Source organism: Algoriphagus marinus, assembly GCF_001936475.1.
In the GTDB taxonomy this organism is placed as follows: domain Bacteria; phylum Bacteroidota; class Bacteroidia; order Cytophagales; family Cyclobacteriaceae; genus Algoriphagus; species Algoriphagus marinus.
Genome location: NZ_MSPQ01000002.1, coordinates 75,163 through 92,825 on the forward strand (window position 1 = coordinate 75,163; position 17,663 = coordinate 92,825).

The window sequence follows — 17,663 nt, forward strand, 5'->3', positions numbered from 1 at the left end:
ATCTTAATTAATACTTGTGACCCTTACTTTTTCCCTAACACATAAAACAAATCCAATCCTTTTGCCGGGTCTTCGACCACCAAATAATCCTCATGAGAAATATCGACTACAGATTTTCCTTGCTCTTTATGGAGTATGTTTCGGTTCATGCGATTAAGGATTTCATAAGGCATTCTTAGAATAGACGCTGGTAGTTTATGTTGCAAATCAAAGATATCAAAGCGCATAATCTTCTGAACCGACTTGCGGTTTGCCTCATGATATGCCCATACTTTCTCATTGCCTCCGATTCCATTTGCTTGGACGCTGTCGAAAATCCCTGACGCTAAATCAATTAATTCCTGAGGAGTATATTCCCGCTCATGCCAAGGATTTCTTGAGAGCGTGTGGTTGATATTTGGAGTGGAAATAATTGCTTTTCCACCTGGTTTTAAAACTCGATAAATCTCCTGAAGAAAAAGCTTATCGTTTGGAATATGCTCGATTACCTGAAAACTTACCACCGTGTCAAAAGAATTGTCGGATATACCCTCAAATGGAGGAATTACAGCTTGCCGAAAATCAACTTTAGGAAACCTCAAAGTCAAAGAATCGATCACTTCCTGAATTTTATCCAATCCAAGATAGCTCTCCGCTAAGGGTAATAAAGTCTCCACTCCTCTTCCTTCTCCGCAACCTACTTCGAGTAGTTTGCCGGTAATCCAAGGCTTTGCTGCAATGTATGCTTTAAGCAATCGTTGATGAATTGGGTTGTCACTGACCAACTTGTCAGAGGCGATTTCCGTTGTATAGGTAGCCATTCAAAATTTTACTATTTTGGCAAAAGTAAGGTTAATTTTTAAAACCCGAGATCAACACCCAATGAAGCAATACACGATTAAGCACCTATTTTTTATAATTCTATTCCTAGGCTTGGGATTCCAAGCTTTCTCTCAAAAAAACTTATCTAATATCAATCAAGCCCTTCGATATTCCAGATACGCTAGACTTGGGCTAAAAATACTACCTATCAAAACTGCAGAGAATCAATTTAAGGTGCAGTTTGTAGTGGAGAAAATCGAAGATAATCAAGAGTTTAACACCTTTAGTTTCACTTTCGCATTGTTAAATTCCTATACCGAGGAAATTCTAAGTGATCAAACCAGTATCCTTACTTCTGAGGACTTGACAATCGATACAGACAGACATTGGGTTTTTGAGAAAGAATTCAATCTGGAACAAGGAGATCAAAATGCGATTCTTTTATTCACAGGACTGGATACCAGACAAGGCGATGAATACCATTACCATATTGATTTGAAAAGTCCCTTCATTTTTGATCATCCTAACTTTGGAGCTTTTTATGCCAACAATGTAGGGTTCGATCAGACCTACCTCAACACAGGTTCATCGCTCTTATTTAAATCAAGTGGAGGACCAAACCTTCATTCATTCTATTATCCCATGGAATTTGAAGTGCCCTATCCACCCATGGAAACCAAGCCTGCCGCAGTACCAAGGGAACTTCAGGTGATTGATGAAGGAGACTTTTTAGCAAATGTGCCAAAATCACTCGATAAGATAGGATATTACTTTATCCAAAGTGATACTTCCAAAGTAGCAGGGCTATTGCTTAAGACAGTTCATGAAGCTTTTCCAAAAGTGAAAGACTGGGAAGAGATGGTTCAAATGGTGACCTATATTTCAACTCGAAAAGAGCATGAAACCCTTCTTTTAGCCACTGATAAAAAGAAAGCCCTTGATGAATACTGGATCAATCTGACTCGCAATCCTGATACAGCAAAAGATCTGATTCGAGAGTATTTCCGACAAATCGAGTTTGCAAATTTACTTTTTACAGACTTCAAAGAAGGCTGGAAAACTGATAAGGGAATGGTCTATGTAGTAATGGGTGCCCCACAAGAGGTCAATTTTGGATTGGACAGAGAAGTCTGGACTTATGGCGGAATGAATGAGAGTTCGAAAATTCGCTTTACCTTTGCCCGGGTTAAGAATATTCTCAGCCCTCATTATTACACGTTGAACCGATCTAGAGCCTATCAGCCTGTTTGGTTCAAGAATATATCCCTATGGAGAAGCGGAAAGATGGCTTTCTAATTGAAAAAGGAGCCCACGAAAAGGATTTTATCTTTGGAACAAGAGCTGTTATGGAGTCAATCCAGGCAGGTAAAGACATCGATAAAGTCCTCGTACAAAAAGAACTCAACAATGACCTGATCAAGGAATTGCTTCAGCTTTGCAAAGCTGAAAAAATCCCTGTTGTTCGTGTCCCAGACGCGAAATTGAACCGGATTACTCGGAAGAATCATCAAGGAGTGGTTGCTCAGATGTCGGCAATTGAATATGCTTCACTCGACCATGTGATCGAAAGTTGCTTTGCTGTCGGAAAATCTCCCTTGATCCTTATTTTGGATAGGATTACGGATGTGAGAAACTTTGGAGCAATCGCAAGAACTGCAGAATGCGCAGGAGTAGATGCCATCGTGATTCCCGAAAAAGGAAGTGCTCAGATCAATGCTGATGCCCTGAAGACCTCCGCAGGAGCGCTTAATCATCTTCCTATCGCACGAGTTAAAAACCTTTTTTACACTTGTAGAGACCTACAGAAGTCTGGATTGCTACTGATTGCGATCACTGAAAAGACTGAAAAATCCATGTATGAAGCTGACTTTTCTGTACCGGTTGCAATGGTCATGGGCTCTGAAGAAGATGGCATCTCTCAAGATCTTTTGGGAATCATGGATGATAAAGTCAAAATCCCAATGGCTGGACACATCGAGAGCTTGAATGTGTCGGTTTCTGCAGGGGTAGCGATTTATGAAGCGATTCGACAACGGAAAAATTAAATCTGGTAAAGAGAACTATAAAGGGGAGGATTTCAGATGAATTCCTCCCCTTTTTTTCTTGCACTTGATACAAACTCTCTGAATTTTTTTTCTGCATCCAGCTTACAAATCAAAAGTACATTTCCGTTATCACTTACCAGATAATTATCCAAGCCTTGGATTACTACCAGCTTATCCGGACTTGCCTTGATGTAGCAATTTTCAGTTTCGTAAAGCATCACATTGGCCTCCACAACATTTTTAGACCCATCTTTCTTAGCTATTTCATATAGACTATTCCATGAACCAAGGTCTGACCAACCAAAATCAGATGGAAGCACATAGACATGATTGGATTTCTCCATAATTCCATAGTCAATCGAAATACTTTTCAATTGCGTGTACGCACGAGAGATAAATGCTCCTTCACTTTCAGAACCAAAGAAAGCCAATCCTTCATCGAATACCTCTGCCAAGTCAGGCATGTACTTTTCGAAAGCATGGATTATGCTACTGGTTTTCCAAACAAACATGCCTGAGTTCCATACAAAATCACCACTATCAAGGAATGTCTTTGCAAGTTTAAGATTTGGTTTTTCAGTAAAGGTTTTAACCTTTTTTACCGAGGAACCTGGATTATCAAGATACTGTATATAACCATAACCCGTCTCAGGACGGTTTGGAGTAATCCCAAGCGTAATCAATCGCTTAGGCGTCTGAGCCGCAGCAATCGCTTGGGTAATAGTCTTTGCGAATTTTCCTTCTTGTAAAACTAAATGATCGGCTGGAGAAACAACCAACGTTGCATGAGGATCAATCGAATGGATTTTATAAGAAGCATAAGCGATACAAGCTGCAGTATTCTTTCGAAGTGGCTCTACCAATATTTGATCCTCATTCAGCTCTGGAAGTTGTTCCTTTACTAGATGGAGGTACTTTTTATAGGTGATTATTACAAATCTATCCCGATCGGCGATCTCTATGAATCGATCATAGGTCATCTGAAGAAGTGAACGACCCGTACCTAGGATATCCAAGAATTGCTTGGGTCTCCTTCGTCTGCTGTGCGGCCAGATTCGAGTGCCGATTCCTCCAGCCATGATCACTATATAGGGTCTACCGTTCATTTTAAACTATTCCTTCTTTCATCAATTCATGAATATGAACAAATCCTACAATATAATCTCCATCCATTGCTACTAGCTGCGTAATATTGTGATTACGCATGAGATTATACGCACGAACGGCAAACTCATCTTTTGAAATAGTTTTTGGATTAACAGTCATGATTTCAGATGCTTTAACCGACTGAATATCAAGTGTTTTTTGAAGCATTCTTCGAAGATCCCCATCTGTAATGATTCCTACCAAACGATCATTTTTATCTACAACAGCGGTAGCACCGAGGCGCTTACCAGAAATCTCCAGAATCACCTCCGTAAGTCCAGCATCTTCTGAAACTTTTGGTATCTGATCCTTTCCCAAAACATCTTCAACTTTAAGATATAGCTGTTTTCCAAGGGAGCCTCCAGGATGAAACTTAGCAAAATCTTCCGGGGTAAATCCTCTTGCTTCTAAAAGGCATACCGCCAATGCATCTCCCATAGCCAAATGAGCGGTGGTACTGGTCGTAGGCGCAAGATTATTAGGACAAGCCTCCTCTTCAATAGTGGCATTTAAAACAAAATCTGCATGCTCGGCTAGGTAGCTTTTCGTATTTGATACTAACCCGACCAAAACAGATCCGGATTTTTTAAGAAGCGGGACCAAAACTTTTATCTCGGGTGTATTTCCACTTTTTGAGATACAGATTACGATATCCTCAGATTGAATCATTCCTAAGTCTCCGTGGATCGCATCAGCAGCATGCATAAAAAGTGAGGGCGTGCCTGTCGAATTTAAAGTCGCAACAATTTTATTCGCGATTATCGCACTTTTGCCTACTCCAGTGACCACTACCCTACCTTTAGAGGCAAGAATTTGCTTTACACAAGCATCAAAATCATGATCCAGGTAATTAATAAGATTAAGTATTGCCTTCGCTTCATTTTGAAGTACTCTTGTGGCTGTTATTCTAATATTTTTAGCTAAATTCAATTTTGGCTGAGTTTATCATCTGAGTCAAACAAAGGTATAAAACTTATTAATCATTCCTGTTTGACAGGCTTTCATCACCCTTATTCATTTTCATTGTGGAAGAAAAAGTAAAAGCAGATCTTAAAAAAATCTTTGGCTTCAGTCAGTTCCGTGGAAATCAGGAAATGATTGTAGATAACCTTCTTAATAAGAAAAATACATTCGTAATCATGCCAACCGGAGCAGGCAAGTCACTTTGCTATCAGCTTCCGGCCGTCATGAATGAAGGTACGGCAATAGTGATTTCTCCTTTGATAGCCCTGATGAAAAATCAGGTAGATCAATTGAATGCTTTAGGAATCAATGCGCATTTTCTAAATTCTACGCTCAATAAATCCGAAGCCACTAAGGTGAAAAATGAAGTATTAAGTCAAAAGACAAAACTACTTTACGTTGCTCCGGAGTCGCTTACTAAGGAGGAGAACATCGAGTTTCTAAAGAAAGCAAATTTGAGTTTTGTAGCCATAGACGAAGCACATTGTATCTCTGAATGGGGACATGACTTTCGGCCAGAATACAGAAGAATCAAAGCAATTGTAGCCCAAATAGGGCCAAACCTACCCATAATAGCACTTACTGCGACAGCTACGCCAAAAGTGCAACAGGATATACAGCGAAACCTCCAAATGGAGGAAGCAGATCTTTTCAAGTCATCTTTCAACCGGACAAACCTTTTTTATGAAGTCCGTCCAAAAGTGAAAAATGATTCGAAGAAAAGTCTAATCAAATTCATCAAAGGTCATAAAGGTAAATCTGGCATTATTTATTGCCTGAGTAGAAAAAAGGTAGAGGAAATCGCCGCACTTCTTCAGGTCAATCAGATTAATGCTGCTCCATATCATGCGGGTCTTGACTCAGCAGTGCGAATCAAAAACCAAGACGATTTTCTAAACGAGGAGTTGGATGTCATCGTGGCAACCATTGCATTTGGAATGGGAATCGACAAGCCGGATGTACGCTATGTCATTCATTACGATGTCCCCAAATCATTGGAGGGATATTATCAGGAGACCGGCCGGGCGGGTAGAGATGGCCTAGAGGGTCATTGTTTGATGTTTTACCGCTATGATGACATTGTCAAGTTGGACAAATTCAACAAGGACAAAGCCGTCACAGAGCGAGAGAATGCAAAAGTCCTTTTACAGGAAATGGCTGCATATGCGGAAACCGGAGTTTGCAGAAGAAAATTCATCCTCAATTATTTCGGAGAAACGATGGATGAGGATTGTGGATTCTGTGATAATTGCAAGCGTCAGCGAGAAACTTTCGAAGGATTGGAATTAGTAACTAAAGCCTTGGAAGCAGCCAAGCAAACCAATGAGCGATTTAGGCTAGATCACCTAGTCAGTGTACTCATCGGTGAAAAGACCGACTACGTCGAAAGCTACAAGCATAATGAGTTGCCAATTTTTGGAAGTGGCGCAGATCAAACTGCCAAAACATGGGTAAGTGTGATTCGGCAAGCAATGATCAAGGATTTTCTGGAAAAAGATATTGAAAATTATGGTGTTCTAAAGCTGACCCCGAAAGGGATAGATTTCTTGGATGCTCCTTATTCAATAGATCTATTTAAGGACCATGACTTTGATGCCGAAGTAGAAACAGAACAAGCAGAAATTGAAATTAATGCAGGTATCGCTTATGATGAGAAGCTTTTTGAATTACTGAAAGCAGAGCGGAAAAAAGTTGCAAAATCAAAAGGACTGCCTCCTTATGTAATCTTCCAAGACCCTTCATTGGAAGAAATGGCAACCGTTTATCCAACTACCCGAGAAGAGCTAGCCCAAATCAATGGGGTAGGTATGGGAAAAGTCGCTAAATTCGGTGCTCCATTTCTGAAGTTGATTGCAACTTATGTTGAGGAAAATGAAATAGAGACTGCGTCTGATGTCGTCGTGAAATCCTCCGGTACAAGATCGAAGGTGAAGATTTCAATTATTCAGCAAATCGATCGTAAGACTGATTTGGATGAAATTGCCGAAAATCTTAACATAACTTTGTCAGAATTGCTCCAGGAAATTGAGCAAATCATCTATAGTGGTACAAAACTAAACATCGATTACTACATTCATCATATCATGGATGAGGAGCGAGAAGATCTCCTACATGATTATTTCATGACAGCTAGTAGCGATAACATTAAAGAGGCATTGGAAGAGCTTGAAGACGAGGACTTTGCAGAAGATGAGTTGCGAGTCTATCGGATCAAGTTTATTTCCGAACATGCCAATTAAAAAAGAATTGAGTCAATGAATATACTCTTATTGGGAAGCGGAGGCAGAGAGCATGCTTTCGCATGGAAAATCGTACAAAGTCCCGATTGCTCCAATCTTTATGTGGCACCCGGCAATGCCGGAACTGCCGATATTGCTACAAACGTCTCTCTCGGAATTACTGATTTTGAGGCGATTAAAAATTTTATTTTAGCAAAAGAGATAGGATTAGTTGTCGTAGGCCCTGAAGAGCCTTTGGTAAAAGGAATAGTAGATTTCCTCCAAAACCAACCTGAAACTGCTGCTGTTCCTGTAGTTGGCCCTTCTCAATTGGGCGCTACACTTGAGGGAAGCAAGGATTTTTCAAAACGCTTTATGATGCGAAATGGAGTTCCTACTGCTGCCTATGAAACATTTACTGCGTCAGAACTAGAAGAAGGACTCTCCTATCTCGAAAAGCAAAAACTCCCTATTGTACTCAAAGCTGATGGATTAGCTGCGGGAAAAGGAGTTTTAATCTGCCTAACGCTAGAGGAGGCAAAGTCTTCTTTGAAGGAAATGCTTTTGGATCAAAAATTCGGTGAGGCATCATCCAAGGTAGTTATCGAAGAATTTCTGACCGGAATTGAGCTTTCAGTATTCGTGGCTACAGATGGAAAAAACTATAAAATACTGCCAGAGGCAAAAGATTACAAACGAATCGGCGAAGGTGACACTGGATTGAATACCGGTGGAATGGGCGCTGTCAGCCCTGTGATTTTTGCCGATGAGGCTTTTATGAGAAAAGTGGAAGAACGCGTGGTGAAGCCTACAGTTGAGGGTCTTTCTAAAGAAGGAATTCCTTATAAAGGATTCTTATTTATAGGCCTAATGAACAACAATGGCGATCCATTCGTGATAGAATACAACGTCCGAATGGGAGATCCGGAAACGGAGGCAGTTCTTCCCCGAATTACTAGTGATTTTCTAGGGCTTTTGAAAGGTATAGCAACCGGAACATTAGCGAATTATAACTTGGAGATTTCCAAAGATTATGCGACGACTGTCGTCATGGTCAGCGGAGGATATCCAGGTTCGTATGAAAAAGGATTTCCAATTTCTTTACCAAAAGAACATTCTGGAAGTGTTATTTTCCATGCGGGTACAGCTTTTAATTCGCAGGGAGAATTAACCAATCAGGGAGGAAGAGTTCTCGCGATTACAGGTCAGGGAAAAACCCTGGCCGAAGCACTTAATCATGCTTTCAGTACAGTGAATTCTATCACTTGGAACAAAGCATATTTTAGAAAAGATATCGGTCAAGATATCCTTAAATTAAATAGATAAATAAACCCAAAATCATTCAGGGGAAACCCTGTGAATATAATATATGGCTGGATGTAGTACTTGCTCCACTTCCTCAGGGGGAACTGGAGGCTGCCAAAGTAATGGTACTTGTGGGACGAGCGATTGTAATAAAATGAATGCCTTTGACTGGTTAAGTCATATGGGCATTCCAGAGGTTGATAATTTTGACATTGTTGAAGTCAAATTCAAAGGTGGACGAAAGGAATATTATAGAAATGTAGATTATATACAGCTCCATACTGGAGATCCTGTAGTCGTGGATGTACCAAGCGGCCATCATATCGGGCATGTTTCCCTACAAGGGGAGCTTGTCAGACTTCAAATGCAAAAGCGAAAAATCAGAGATGATGATAATATCCTTAAAATCTATCGTGTAGCCAACCAAAAAGATATGGAGCGATGGGGAGAAGCCCAAAACAGAGAAATCCCAAGTCTGTATCGCTGTCGTCAAATCATTGATGAACTTGGACTAAAAATGAAAATGTCTGACATTGAATATCAGGCAGATAACTCCAAAGCTACTTTTTACTATTCCGCTGAGGAGCGAGTCGATTTTAGAGAATTGATCAAATTGTTGGCTGGAGAATTCAGGATTCGTGTAGAGATGAAGCAAATCAGCTTGCGTCAGGAAGCAGGAAGAATTGGAGGAATCGGAGTTTGTGGACGCGAACTTTGCTGCTCCACTTGGTTGGTAGATTTCAAAAATGTTAGCACTTCAGCTGCCAGATACCAAAATCTCTCACTAAACCCTGGAAAACTAAGTGGACAATGCGGTCGATTGAAATGCTGCTTGAATTATGAGTTGGATACCTACATGGATGCTATCAAGGATATCCCAAATGTGGATAGACCATTGATGACTGAATCTGGACCTGCAAAGCTCCAGAAAACTGACATTTTCCGCAAGTTGATGTGGTTTAGTTACAACAACGATAACGACTGGCATACGATTTCCTGCGATCGAGTTAGAGAGATCCAAGAACTTAATGAGAAAGGCATCAAAGTATTTAATCTTCAGGTAGATAAGTCTTCTGATATTGAAGATTTAGCGGCTAAGTCTACCCGTGAATTGGAACTTCTGGATAAGAAGTTTTCTATCAAACCTACACGAAAGAAAAAATCAAAAAATAAGCGGAATACTGACTCAGCGAACAGAAATCAAGCACCTGCGGCCGTAAACCAACCTAAACCTCAAGATAATCAGCCTAAAAGTGAAGGGCAAAATGAGCCAAGGACAGGTCAAAATCCACAAAAGCGTCGTAATAAAAACCGAAATAAGCCTCGCAACCCACAAGGCGGACAAGCCCCTAATACAAAGCCAGAGAATGTAAACCCTTCTCCAAATCCGTCGAAACCAAAACGTCAAAATGTAGAGAAACCCAAGCCTAGTACTCCTCAGGATAATTCGGGAGAACAAAAGCCTCAGGCGAAAAGAAGGTTTCCTCCAAGAAAAAACCAAGGTCCTAATCCCAATTCCTCCGGAAATGAATAAGATCAGATTTGTACTTATTTTATTTGTTTTTTCAACCTTCTTTAGCTGCTCAGGAGATCGGCTTTTTGAGGATTTTAAATCTATTGAAAGCGGAAGCTGGGGTGTCAATGATAGTATTTCCTTTGAATTGAATGAATTAGATCTCGAGAATCGAACCTCTTTGATAGCGGTTCGATTCAATGAGAATTATTCTTTCTCAAATTGCTATATAAGAGTACTCAGTATAGACTCATTAAACAAGGTCATAGAAAATAAGCTAATCAACGTTCCACTTTTTGATTCAAAATCTGGTAAACCTCTCGGAAAAGGCTTCGGAAATTCCTACACCCGATATGACACGATTCCGTTTTTGTTAAACATTGAAACCAAAAAAGTGTCGTTTGTTCAATATATGAGACAAAATCAACTTGATGGAATTGAGGCGGTTGGAATAAAGATCTTGAAATAGTTCTTTCTATATATTCTTCTCAAAACAGACACTATTCTCAATTCCAATGTATTGTCCATAGTTTGGAATTCTTACAAATCCACTTTTCTCGTAAAGCTTAATGGCTTCGATTTGCTTTTTTCCAGTTTCCAAAACGAATCTCCTTGCTCCTAATTCTTTACCCCAATTTTCCAATTCAGATAAAACCTTGCCGGCAAATCCCTTTCCTCTAAATGAAGGATGAGTAAACATTCGTTTTATCTCCATTTCTAGAGGAGCAAACTCCTTGATCGCACCACAGGCTACGGGAATTCCTTCCGAATAAATAACCACCGCATGTTTTATCTCAGAGATTCCATTGTATTGATTGTAAAAATCATGTTCCCGACCATCTTTTTCAGCCAAGTATTGATCCAACAAAGTTACCAAGCCTGAAAAGTCTGGATCTATCCCTGTACAACGATTAATTTCCATCATCCTTTTGGTTAAAAAAAGCCACTGAATTTCTCCAGTGGCCTAATTAAATTACCTCATTTTCTTGTAAGCATTGATCAATCCATTGGTGGATCCATCATGGGAATTAACCTTATTTTGATCCATCAATTCAGGCAAAATCCCATTTGCCAAAACTTTTCCTAATTCCACTCCCCACTGATCAAAGCTGAATATATCCCAAATCGCACCCTGAACAAAAATCTTATGCTCATACATGGCTATCAGCATCCCAAGTGTATATGGTGTAATCATTTTAATTAAAATAGAATTGGTGGGTCTATTACCTTCAAAAACTCTGTGTGGAGCTATGCGATCTATCTCCTCAACGGATTTGCCAGCTTTATTCATCTCATCTCGGACCTGATGAAGTGATTTGCCTTTCATCAAGGCTTCCGTTTGAGCAAAGAAATTAGATAGCAACTTTTGGTGATGATCTCCTATTGGATTGTGTGAAATAGCCGGTGCAATAAAATCACAAGGAATTAGATGTGTACCCTGATGGATCAGTTGATAGAAGGCATGCTGACCATTAGTCCCTGGCTCCCCCCAAATAATTGGACCAGTAGTATAATTGACCTTTTCACCTGATCGGTTCACATATTTCCCATTGCTTTCCATATTTCCCTGTTGAAAATATGCCGCAAAGCGATGAAGATATTGATCATAAGGAAGGATCGCCTCGGAAGTTGCTCCAAGAAAATTCGTATTCCAAATCCCTATCAAAGCCAAAATGACTGGGATATTTCTATTGAATTGAGAATGTCTGAAATGTTCATCCATTGTATGCGCACCAGCGAGTAGCTTTTCGAAGTTAGAAAAGCCGATCGTACATGCAATTGAAAGTCCAATTGCAGACCAAAGAGAATATCGACCCCCGACCCAATCCCAAAACGCAAACATATTCTGGGGATCAATACCAAATGCCTCTACACCTTTCAAATTGGTGGAAAGTGCTACGAAATGTTTGGCAACTGCTGCCTCATCTTTTGCGTGCTCCAAAAACCAATTCCTTGCCGTATGGGCATTTGTCATGGTTTCTTGAGTGGTAAATGTCTTGGACGCAATAAAAAACAAAGTAGTTTCAGGATCGACTCTTTTCAATGTTTCTGCGATATGCGTTCCATCCACATTGGATACAAAGAAAATCTCCAGATTAGCAGCTTGATAAGGCTTTAAGGCTTCTGTCACCATCACTGGTCCGAGATCTGAACCTCCAATTCCAATATTCACCAGAGATTTAATTGGTTTACCAGAGTATCCAAGCCATTTTCCACCATTCACTTGGTCCGCGAATTTCTTCATCTGAGCCAAAACAGCGTTTATCTCAGGCATGACATCTTGACCATCTTGGTATACAGCATGTCCACTTCGATTTCGAAGTGCGGTATGAAGTACTGCTCTTCCTTCAGTTTGATTGATCGGCTCGCCTTCAAACATGCTTTTGATCGCATCTGTCAGCTTGGTTTCTTCCGCCAAATCTCTTAAAGCCTCCAGTATTTCATCATTTACTCGGTTTTTGGAGTAGTCTACTAGCATATCTTCTATCTCAATGCTGTATCGCTCAAACCGTTCCCTTTCTTCGAAAAGGGAAAGAATCTGAAGGTCTTTATATTTTTCAGCCAGTAGAGTAAGTCTTTCCCAAGCTGGCGTGGTAGTCGGATTAATTGATTTCATTGGTTGGTACAAAAGGTTTGAGTCACAAAATTAAGACTTAAATCAATGGATGAAAGGGAAAGAAGAAAGAGTAAATTTTTAAAATAACAGTATTATATCAACTTGATAATTATTAGTTTTCAATCCTAAACCTCATTTCAATGAACTGTAATTTATTTCGTTTATTTTTCATCTTTTTGTTTTTAAGTTTTAATAATTATTCTTTTGCCCAAGATCGAAAAATACAAACGCTCAATCAGCATTTTTATCCAATCAGCGAAAAGGACAGCACAAATTTGGCTTACTATTCTGTACTCAAGCTTATTAATGAAAATGAAAGGGTGGAAAAATTTTATACCAAGGAAATGCGACTCGTAAAAGCGATCAAAATAGGATTCAATGAAGAAGGAACCTTCCGCCAAAAAGTGATTGAGAAGTATGATGAGCTCGGGAAAATCTCCAGTTTAACGACCATAAATCAGGATAATAACAAGTATTACGCAGTTTATTATAAAAACGAAGTATTGGTTGGAGATGTCATTTTTGATGGTGTGGGTACTTTCGAAAGCAAAAGAGCGGATACAAATCAGCCAGTCTTTCTTGACCGGAATGAATTCGAACCAGTACCTTTTACAGATAAGCAGCTCTGGCAAGAAAATCTATTAAAAAATCTCAGATACCCTGTACAGGCGAGGAGGATAGGTCAATCTGGTACAGTTTTTCTTGCGCTGTTGGTAGATAAGGATTCAAATCTAGTGCGAATTGAGATCGCCAATCCGATGGACGTAGCTAAATCTTTGGGGGATGAAGCAATTCGTGTTGCAAGTTTATATAAAGGAAAATTCATCGCCGCAACCGATCTAGAAGGAAACCCCGTCGAAGCTTGGCTTCGAATTCCTGTTCGCTTCAAGCTTGGAAGCTGAAGAATCTTCCTTTTTTTTATTAATACTTATTTGATTATCCTCTTTTAGCAGGTTTAATAATTTACCTCTTTAAAATCGGATAAGGGGTTAAATTCAGTCCCTATAGGATTTTCTGCCAATAAAGCGAATAAGATTGCTTTCATCAGTGAGAACAAAAAAGATATTTAATCTTTCAGAAAATCTCTGAGTACATAATTCAAGATTCCTCCATGGGTATAGTATTCAATTTCTACAGCAGAGTCGAGTCTTGAGAGCACATTGATCTCTCTGGTTTCGTTTCCAGTTTTTATCACCACTTTAAATTTTTGACCGGGAGTCAAGCCTTCCTCAATTCCTAGAATTGAAAATTGTTCTTTACCAGTCAGTCCTAATGATTCGGCATTTTCGCCTGGCAAATATTGCAGCGGAAGAACTCCCATGCCCACTAGATTGCTTCGATGAATCCGCTCGTAGCTTTCGGCGATCACTGCATGGATACCTAATAGCCTGGTTCCTTTGGCTGCCCAGTCTCTGGAAGACCCGGAGCCATATTCTTTACCGGCCAAGACGATTAATGGAGTATTTGCTGCTTGGTACTTTTCCGCAGCTTCAAAGACACTCATTTCTTTATCCTCCGGAATATAGGTAGTAAAGCCTCCCTCCTGTTCGCTAAGCTGATTTTTGATACGAACATTAGCAAAAGTCCCTCGAACCATCACCTCGTCATTTCCACGTCTGGAGCCATACGAATTAAAATCCGGACGCTGCACACCTCTACCAATTAGGTATTGACCTGCTGGGGAATTTTCGCGGAATGACCCAGCAGGAGAAATATGGTCCGTAGTAATCGAATCTCCCAATTTTAATAATACGAGTGCTTCTTTGATGTTTTTAGGTGATGCGACATCAGCTGAAATGCCTTTGAAAAAGGGGGCTTCCTTGATATAAGTGCTGGAATCATCCCAAGGATAAATCTCTCCTTTACCCGACTCGAGCTTTTTCCAAAAGTCATCTCCTTCAAAAATCTCCCCATAGTTCTTCTCATAATCATCAGGAGAGAGAACCATTCTGCTGAATTCAGCAATTTCTTCGTTCGTTGGCCAGACATCCTTCAGATACACTGGTTCTAAATTCGGGTCAAAACCGATTGGTTCATTGTACAGATCCACATCCACTCTTCCAGCTATTGCATAAACCACAACCAGCATGGGAGACATTAAGTAATTCATCTTTACCTGAGGGTGTACACGAGCTTCGAAATTCCGATTACCGGACAGCACTGAAGCCACGATAAGGTCATTCTCCTCTACCGCTTTTGCAATATGTCTTGGCAGTGGCCCTGAGTTGCCAATGCAGGATGTACATCCATAGCCTACGGTGTGAAATTTCAATGCTTCCAAATCATCCAGTAACCCTGCCTTCTCGAGATAATCCGTTACTACTTTAGATCCCGGGGCCAATGAAGTTTTTACCCAAGGCTTAACATCTAAACCTCTTTCCCTTGCCTTTCTTGCAACTAGTCCTGCTCCCAGCATCACAGAGGGATTGGAAGTATTAGTACAGGAAGTGATAGCGGCGATTACTATTGAACCATCATACAGCTCGAATTTCTCGTTGTGTAGCTCTACGGTTACGGTTTTCATACCATCCTTGACTTTAGTCTCATATCCTACGCCATCAGGAGATTCGATTTTGGGTTCATTAGTTTGGCCTCCACCTTCTGCATACCAACGAGATACTTCTCTTTTATCAATCGGAATATAAGATCTGCCATGAACCTCATGAAGGAGAGCTTCAAAACGTGGCTTGAAGTTTCTCACCAGAATTTTATCCTGAGGACGCTTTGGTCCTGATACAGTTGCCTCAACTGAACCAAGGTCAAGTTCCACAACAGATGAATATTTTATTAATTCTTCATCTTTTCTCCACAGCATATTCGCTTGACAATAATCCTTTACCAACTTAATCTGTGAAGCAGAACGGTTGGTTTTCCCCATGTAGTCCAAGGTTCGGTCATCAATCGGAAAATAGGTAACAGTACATCCAAACTCAGGCGACATATTGGAAATTGTAGCCCGATCCGGCACGGAAAGATGATCCAATCCTCCGCCGAAAACTTCCACGAATTTACCGACAACACCATGCTTACGCAGCAATTCAGTAATGGTAAGAACCATATCAGTCGCTGTAGTTCCGGCAGGTAATTTTCCGGTAAGCTTCAATCCCACCACCTCTGGCATAATAAAATAAATCGGTTGACCTAGTAGAGCAGCTTCAGCTTCAATACCCCCTACTCCCCATCCAACAACCCCTATTCCGTTGACCATTGGTGTATGTGAATCCGTACCAACAAGGGTATCAGGGAATACCATCCCATCGCGAGTAATGACTCCCTTGGCTAGATATTCGAGGTTCACTTGATGACAAATCCCCATTCCTGGAGGTACAACAGAGAAATTATTAAAGGATTTTTGTGCCCATTTCAAAAATTTATAGCGTTCTGAATTCCGCTGATATTCTACTTCCACATTCTTTTCATAGCTGTAATTGGTCCCAAAAAAATCTACTTGGACCGAATGATCGATCACCAGATCTACAGGAATCAACGGATTGATTTTACTAGGATCCTTTCCTTTCCGTTTAGCTTCAGACCTGAGCGAGGCAATATCCACAACCGCCGGCACGCCGGTAAAATCCTGCATCAACACTCGGGCAGGCTTGAAAGGAATATCACTATCTGAAGGATTTGGAGACCAGCCTAAAAGGGTGTCGAGATGATTTTTGGTGATTGCAAAATCATCATAATTGCGAAGGGCGTTTTCAAGTAAAATACGAATCGAAAAAGGCAAATGATTAATATTCTTACCCAAGTCCTGAAGTTTTTGAAGACTCCAATAGGAAAAATCACCTGAGTCTGTTTTTAAACTAGTCTTGATGTTAAAGTGGTCTTGATTCATTTTTTTTTGTTTTAGATGAAAAAGAAGTACAAAGATTAAACTGAATTTGAAGCTTTTGGATTCCTTATTGCCTTGAAAATCTTAGATTGATCAATCCAAATTGATTTCTAATAAACTTATAAAGAATTAATTCACTAGGCATTTTGATAAATGACACTACTTATATTACGAATTTTTAGCTGCTTTTTTATAATAGCAACCTTGATTCCTTTCATAAAATGGAATCATTGGTGGATTAGAGTTTTTGACTACCCAAGGCTTCAGAAACTGACCATAATCCTAACTTTACTCCTATTATGGGTGGTACTACCACATGAAGCTACCCAGAAAGAATTGTGGACTTTTCTTTTATTATTGGCTGCGGCAGCAATTTTTCTTTTGATAAAAGTGATTCCTTTTTCCCCTTTTGGGAAAAAAATGGTTGAAACTGTGGAATTCGATGAAACTTCTTCAATTCATATTCTAATAGGAAATGTATTTCAGCCAAATACTCAACATCCGTTGCTAATCAAGTTGGTACATGAAACAAACCCCGATCTAATCTTTTTGGTTGAAACTGATTCCCATTGGGAAAAAGGACTAAAATCGCTCGAAAAAGATTATAAACACCTTATAAAACTTCCTTTAGACAACACCTATGGCCTGTTGCTATATTCCAAATTAGAAATCATCTCTCACGAGATCAATTACCTAATTGATCCTGGAATTCCCTCCCTAGATTTGAATGTGAAGCTGAAAAATGGGAAAGTAATTAAGATTCATGGCATACATCCTACTCCGCCCGTGCCAACCCAAAATCCAAAAAGCACAGACCGAGATGCAGAAATTTTGATGGTGGGTAAAAAAGTAAAGCTTTTGGACAAACCAGCATTAGTAATTGGAGATTTGAATGATGTGGCTTGGAGCTATACCACTGAGTTGTTTCTAAAAATCTCCGAAATGGCCGATCCAAGAAAAGGAAGAGGTGTTTTCAATACTTTTCACGCTAAAATCCCCTTTTTAAGATGGCCCTTAGACCACGTGTTTCTCAGCAAACATTTCGGCTTAGTATCTATCAAAGTTCATAAATCAATAGGTTCAGATCATTTTCCAATCAGCATGATCGCTCGGCTAACTATAGAAAATAACACAAACACCAAAAAGGCAAATGGGGATGAAAAAAAAGAAGCCCGCGAAAAGATAAATCGCGGGCTAAGTAATGAGGATTAATATTGAT

The 17,663-nt window shown here is 39.9% G+C and carries 14 protein-coding genes; 8 read left to right on the forward strand and 6 right to left on the reverse strand.

Going from position 1 to position 17,663, the window contains the following annotated elements:
• Positions 1-23: 23 nt before the first annotated feature.
• A complete protein-coding gene (locus BVC88_RS04720; RefSeq protein ID WP_075349515.1) occupies positions 24-800 on the reverse strand; it encodes a class I SAM-dependent methyltransferase in 777 nt (258 codons plus the stop codon).
• A gap of 61 nt (positions 801-861) precedes the next feature.
• Here BVC88_RS04720 and BVC88_RS04725 point away from each other — a divergent pair, with 61 nt between their 5' ends.
• Positions 862-2,097: a GWxTD domain-containing protein gene (locus BVC88_RS04725; protein ID WP_075349516.1), complete on the forward strand. Its 1,236-nt coding sequence runs from the start codon at positions 862-864 to the stop codon at positions 2,095-2,097.
• A complete protein-coding gene (gene rlmB, locus BVC88_RS04730) occupies positions 2,070-2,846 on the forward strand; it encodes a 23S rRNA (guanosine(2251)-2'-O)-methyltransferase RlmB (protein WP_075349517.1) in 777 nt (258 codons plus the stop codon). The genes BVC88_RS04725 and rlmB overlap by 28 nt, the downstream gene beginning before the upstream one ends.
• A 32-nt stretch (positions 2,847-2,878) precedes the next feature.
• On the opposite strand, the gene BVC88_RS04735 is transcribed toward rlmB, so the two are convergent.
• A complete protein-coding gene (locus tag BVC88_RS04735; protein WP_075349518.1) occupies positions 2,879-3,952 on the reverse strand; it encodes a mannose-1-phosphate guanylyltransferase in 1,074 nt (357 codons plus the stop codon).
• Between the two features lies 1 nt (position 3,953).
• Complete coding sequence (locus tag BVC88_RS04740) at positions 3,954-4,922, reverse strand: KpsF/GutQ family sugar-phosphate isomerase (RefSeq protein WP_075349519.1); 969 nt, start codon at positions 4,920-4,922, stop codon at positions 3,954-3,956.
• A 95-nt stretch (positions 4,923-5,017) separates the two neighbouring features.
• Between BVC88_RS04740 and recQ the strand changes: the two genes are divergently transcribed.
• The 4 genes from recQ (at position 5,018) to BVC88_RS04760 (ending at position 10,461) form a co-directional block, all read left to right on the forward strand.
• Complete coding sequence (recQ, locus tag BVC88_RS04745; RefSeq protein WP_075349520.1) at positions 5,018-7,195, forward strand: DNA helicase RecQ; 2,178 nt, start codon at positions 5,018-5,020, stop codon at positions 7,193-7,195.
• A gap of 15 nt (positions 7,196-7,210) precedes the next feature.
• Positions 7,211-8,500 (forward strand): phosphoribosylamine--glycine ligase, encoded by a 1,290-nt coding sequence (gene purD / locus BVC88_RS04750; RefSeq protein WP_075349521.1) that lies wholly within the window; start codon positions 7,211-7,213, stop codon positions 8,498-8,500.
• A 133-nt stretch (positions 8,501-8,633) separates the two neighbouring features.
• Complete coding sequence (gene ricT / locus BVC88_RS04755; RefSeq protein WP_075349522.1) at positions 8,634-10,013, forward strand: regulatory iron-sulfur-containing complex subunit RicT; 1,380 nt, start codon at positions 8,634-8,636, stop codon at positions 10,011-10,013.
• Positions 10,006-10,461 carry a gliding motility lipoprotein GldH gene (locus tag BVC88_RS04760; protein WP_075349523.1) on the forward strand — a complete coding sequence of 152 codons (456 nt, stop codon included), beginning with the start codon at positions 10,006-10,008 and terminating at the stop codon, positions 10,459-10,461. Before ricT ends, BVC88_RS04760 begins: the two co-directional genes overlap by 8 nt.
• Positions 10,462-10,467: 6 nt before the next feature.
• Here the strand turns inward: BVC88_RS04760 and BVC88_RS04765 are convergent, their stop codons facing one another.
• Together BVC88_RS04765 and pgi are read right to left on the reverse strand one after the other, a co-directional pair.
• On the reverse strand, positions 10,468-10,917 hold the full coding sequence (locus tag BVC88_RS04765) for a GNAT family N-acetyltransferase (protein ID WP_075349524.1): 450 nt from the start codon (positions 10,915-10,917) through the stop codon (positions 10,468-10,470).
• A gap of 48 nt (positions 10,918-10,965) precedes the next feature.
• Positions 10,966-12,609 (reverse strand): glucose-6-phosphate isomerase, encoded by a 1,644-nt coding sequence (gene pgi, locus BVC88_RS04770; protein WP_075349525.1) that lies wholly within the window; start codon positions 12,607-12,609, stop codon positions 10,966-10,968.
• 140 nt (positions 12,610-12,749) lie between these two features.
• On the opposite strand from pgi, the gene BVC88_RS04775 reads away from it, so the two are divergent.
• On the forward strand, positions 12,750-13,511 hold the full coding sequence (locus tag BVC88_RS04775; protein WP_075349526.1) for an energy transducer TonB: 762 nt from the start codon (positions 12,750-12,752) through the stop codon (positions 13,509-13,511).
• A gap of 164 nt (positions 13,512-13,675) precedes the next feature.
• On the opposite strand, the gene acnA is transcribed toward BVC88_RS04775, so the two are convergent.
• On the reverse strand, positions 13,676-16,447 hold the full coding sequence (gene acnA / locus BVC88_RS04780) for an aconitate hydratase AcnA (protein WP_075349527.1): 2,772 nt from the start codon (positions 16,445-16,447) through the stop codon (positions 13,676-13,678).
• 201 nt (positions 16,448-16,648) lie between these two features.
• Between acnA and BVC88_RS04785 the strand changes: the two genes are divergently transcribed.
• Positions 16,649-17,656 carry an endonuclease/exonuclease/phosphatase family protein gene (locus BVC88_RS04785; protein WP_245803596.1) on the forward strand — a complete coding sequence of 336 codons (1,008 nt, stop codon included), beginning with the start codon at positions 16,649-16,651 and terminating at the stop codon, positions 17,654-17,656.
• The last annotated feature ends 7 nt before the right edge of the window (positions 17,657-17,663 follow it).

Bases quoted from the DNA above. Each gene is read 5' to 3' on its own strand.
- BVC88_RS04765 (WP_075349524.1), bottom strand. From the start codon at position 10,917: ATGATGGAAATTAATCGTTGTACAGGGATAGATCCAGACTTTTCAGGC.
- rlmB (WP_075349517.1), top strand. From the start codon at position 2,070: ATGGAGAAGCGGAAAGATGGCTTTCTAATTGAAAAAGGAGCCCACGAA.
- purD (WP_075349521.1), top strand. From the start codon at position 7,211: ATGAATATACTCTTATTGGGAAGCGGAGGCAGAGAGCATGCTTTCGCA.
- BVC88_RS04760 (WP_075349523.1), top strand. From the start codon at position 10,006: ATGAATAAGATCAGATTTGTACTTATTTTATTTGTTTTTTCAACCTTC.
- acnA (WP_075349527.1), bottom strand. From the start codon at position 16,447: ATGAATCAAGACCACTTTAACATCAAGACTAGTTTAAAAACAGACTCA.
- pgi (WP_075349525.1), bottom strand. From the start codon at position 12,609: ATGAAATCAATTAATCCGACTACCACGCCAGCTTGGGAAAGACTTACT.
- BVC88_RS04725 (WP_075349516.1), top strand. From the start codon at position 862: ATGAAGCAATACACGATTAAGCACCTATTTTTTATAATTCTATTCCTA.
- ricT (WP_075349522.1), top strand. From the start codon at position 8,634: ATGAATGCCTTTGACTGGTTAAGTCATATGGGCATTCCAGAGGTTGAT.
- BVC88_RS04720 (WP_075349515.1), bottom strand. From the start codon at position 800: ATGGCTACCTATACAACGGAAATCGCCTCTGACAAGTTGGTCAGTGAC.
- BVC88_RS04735 (WP_075349518.1), bottom strand. From the start codon at position 3,952: ATGAACGGTAGACCCTATATAGTGATCATGGCTGGAGGAATCGGCACT.
- BVC88_RS04775 (WP_075349526.1), top strand. From the start codon at position 12,750: ATGAACTGTAATTTATTTCGTTTATTTTTCATCTTTTTGTTTTTAAGT.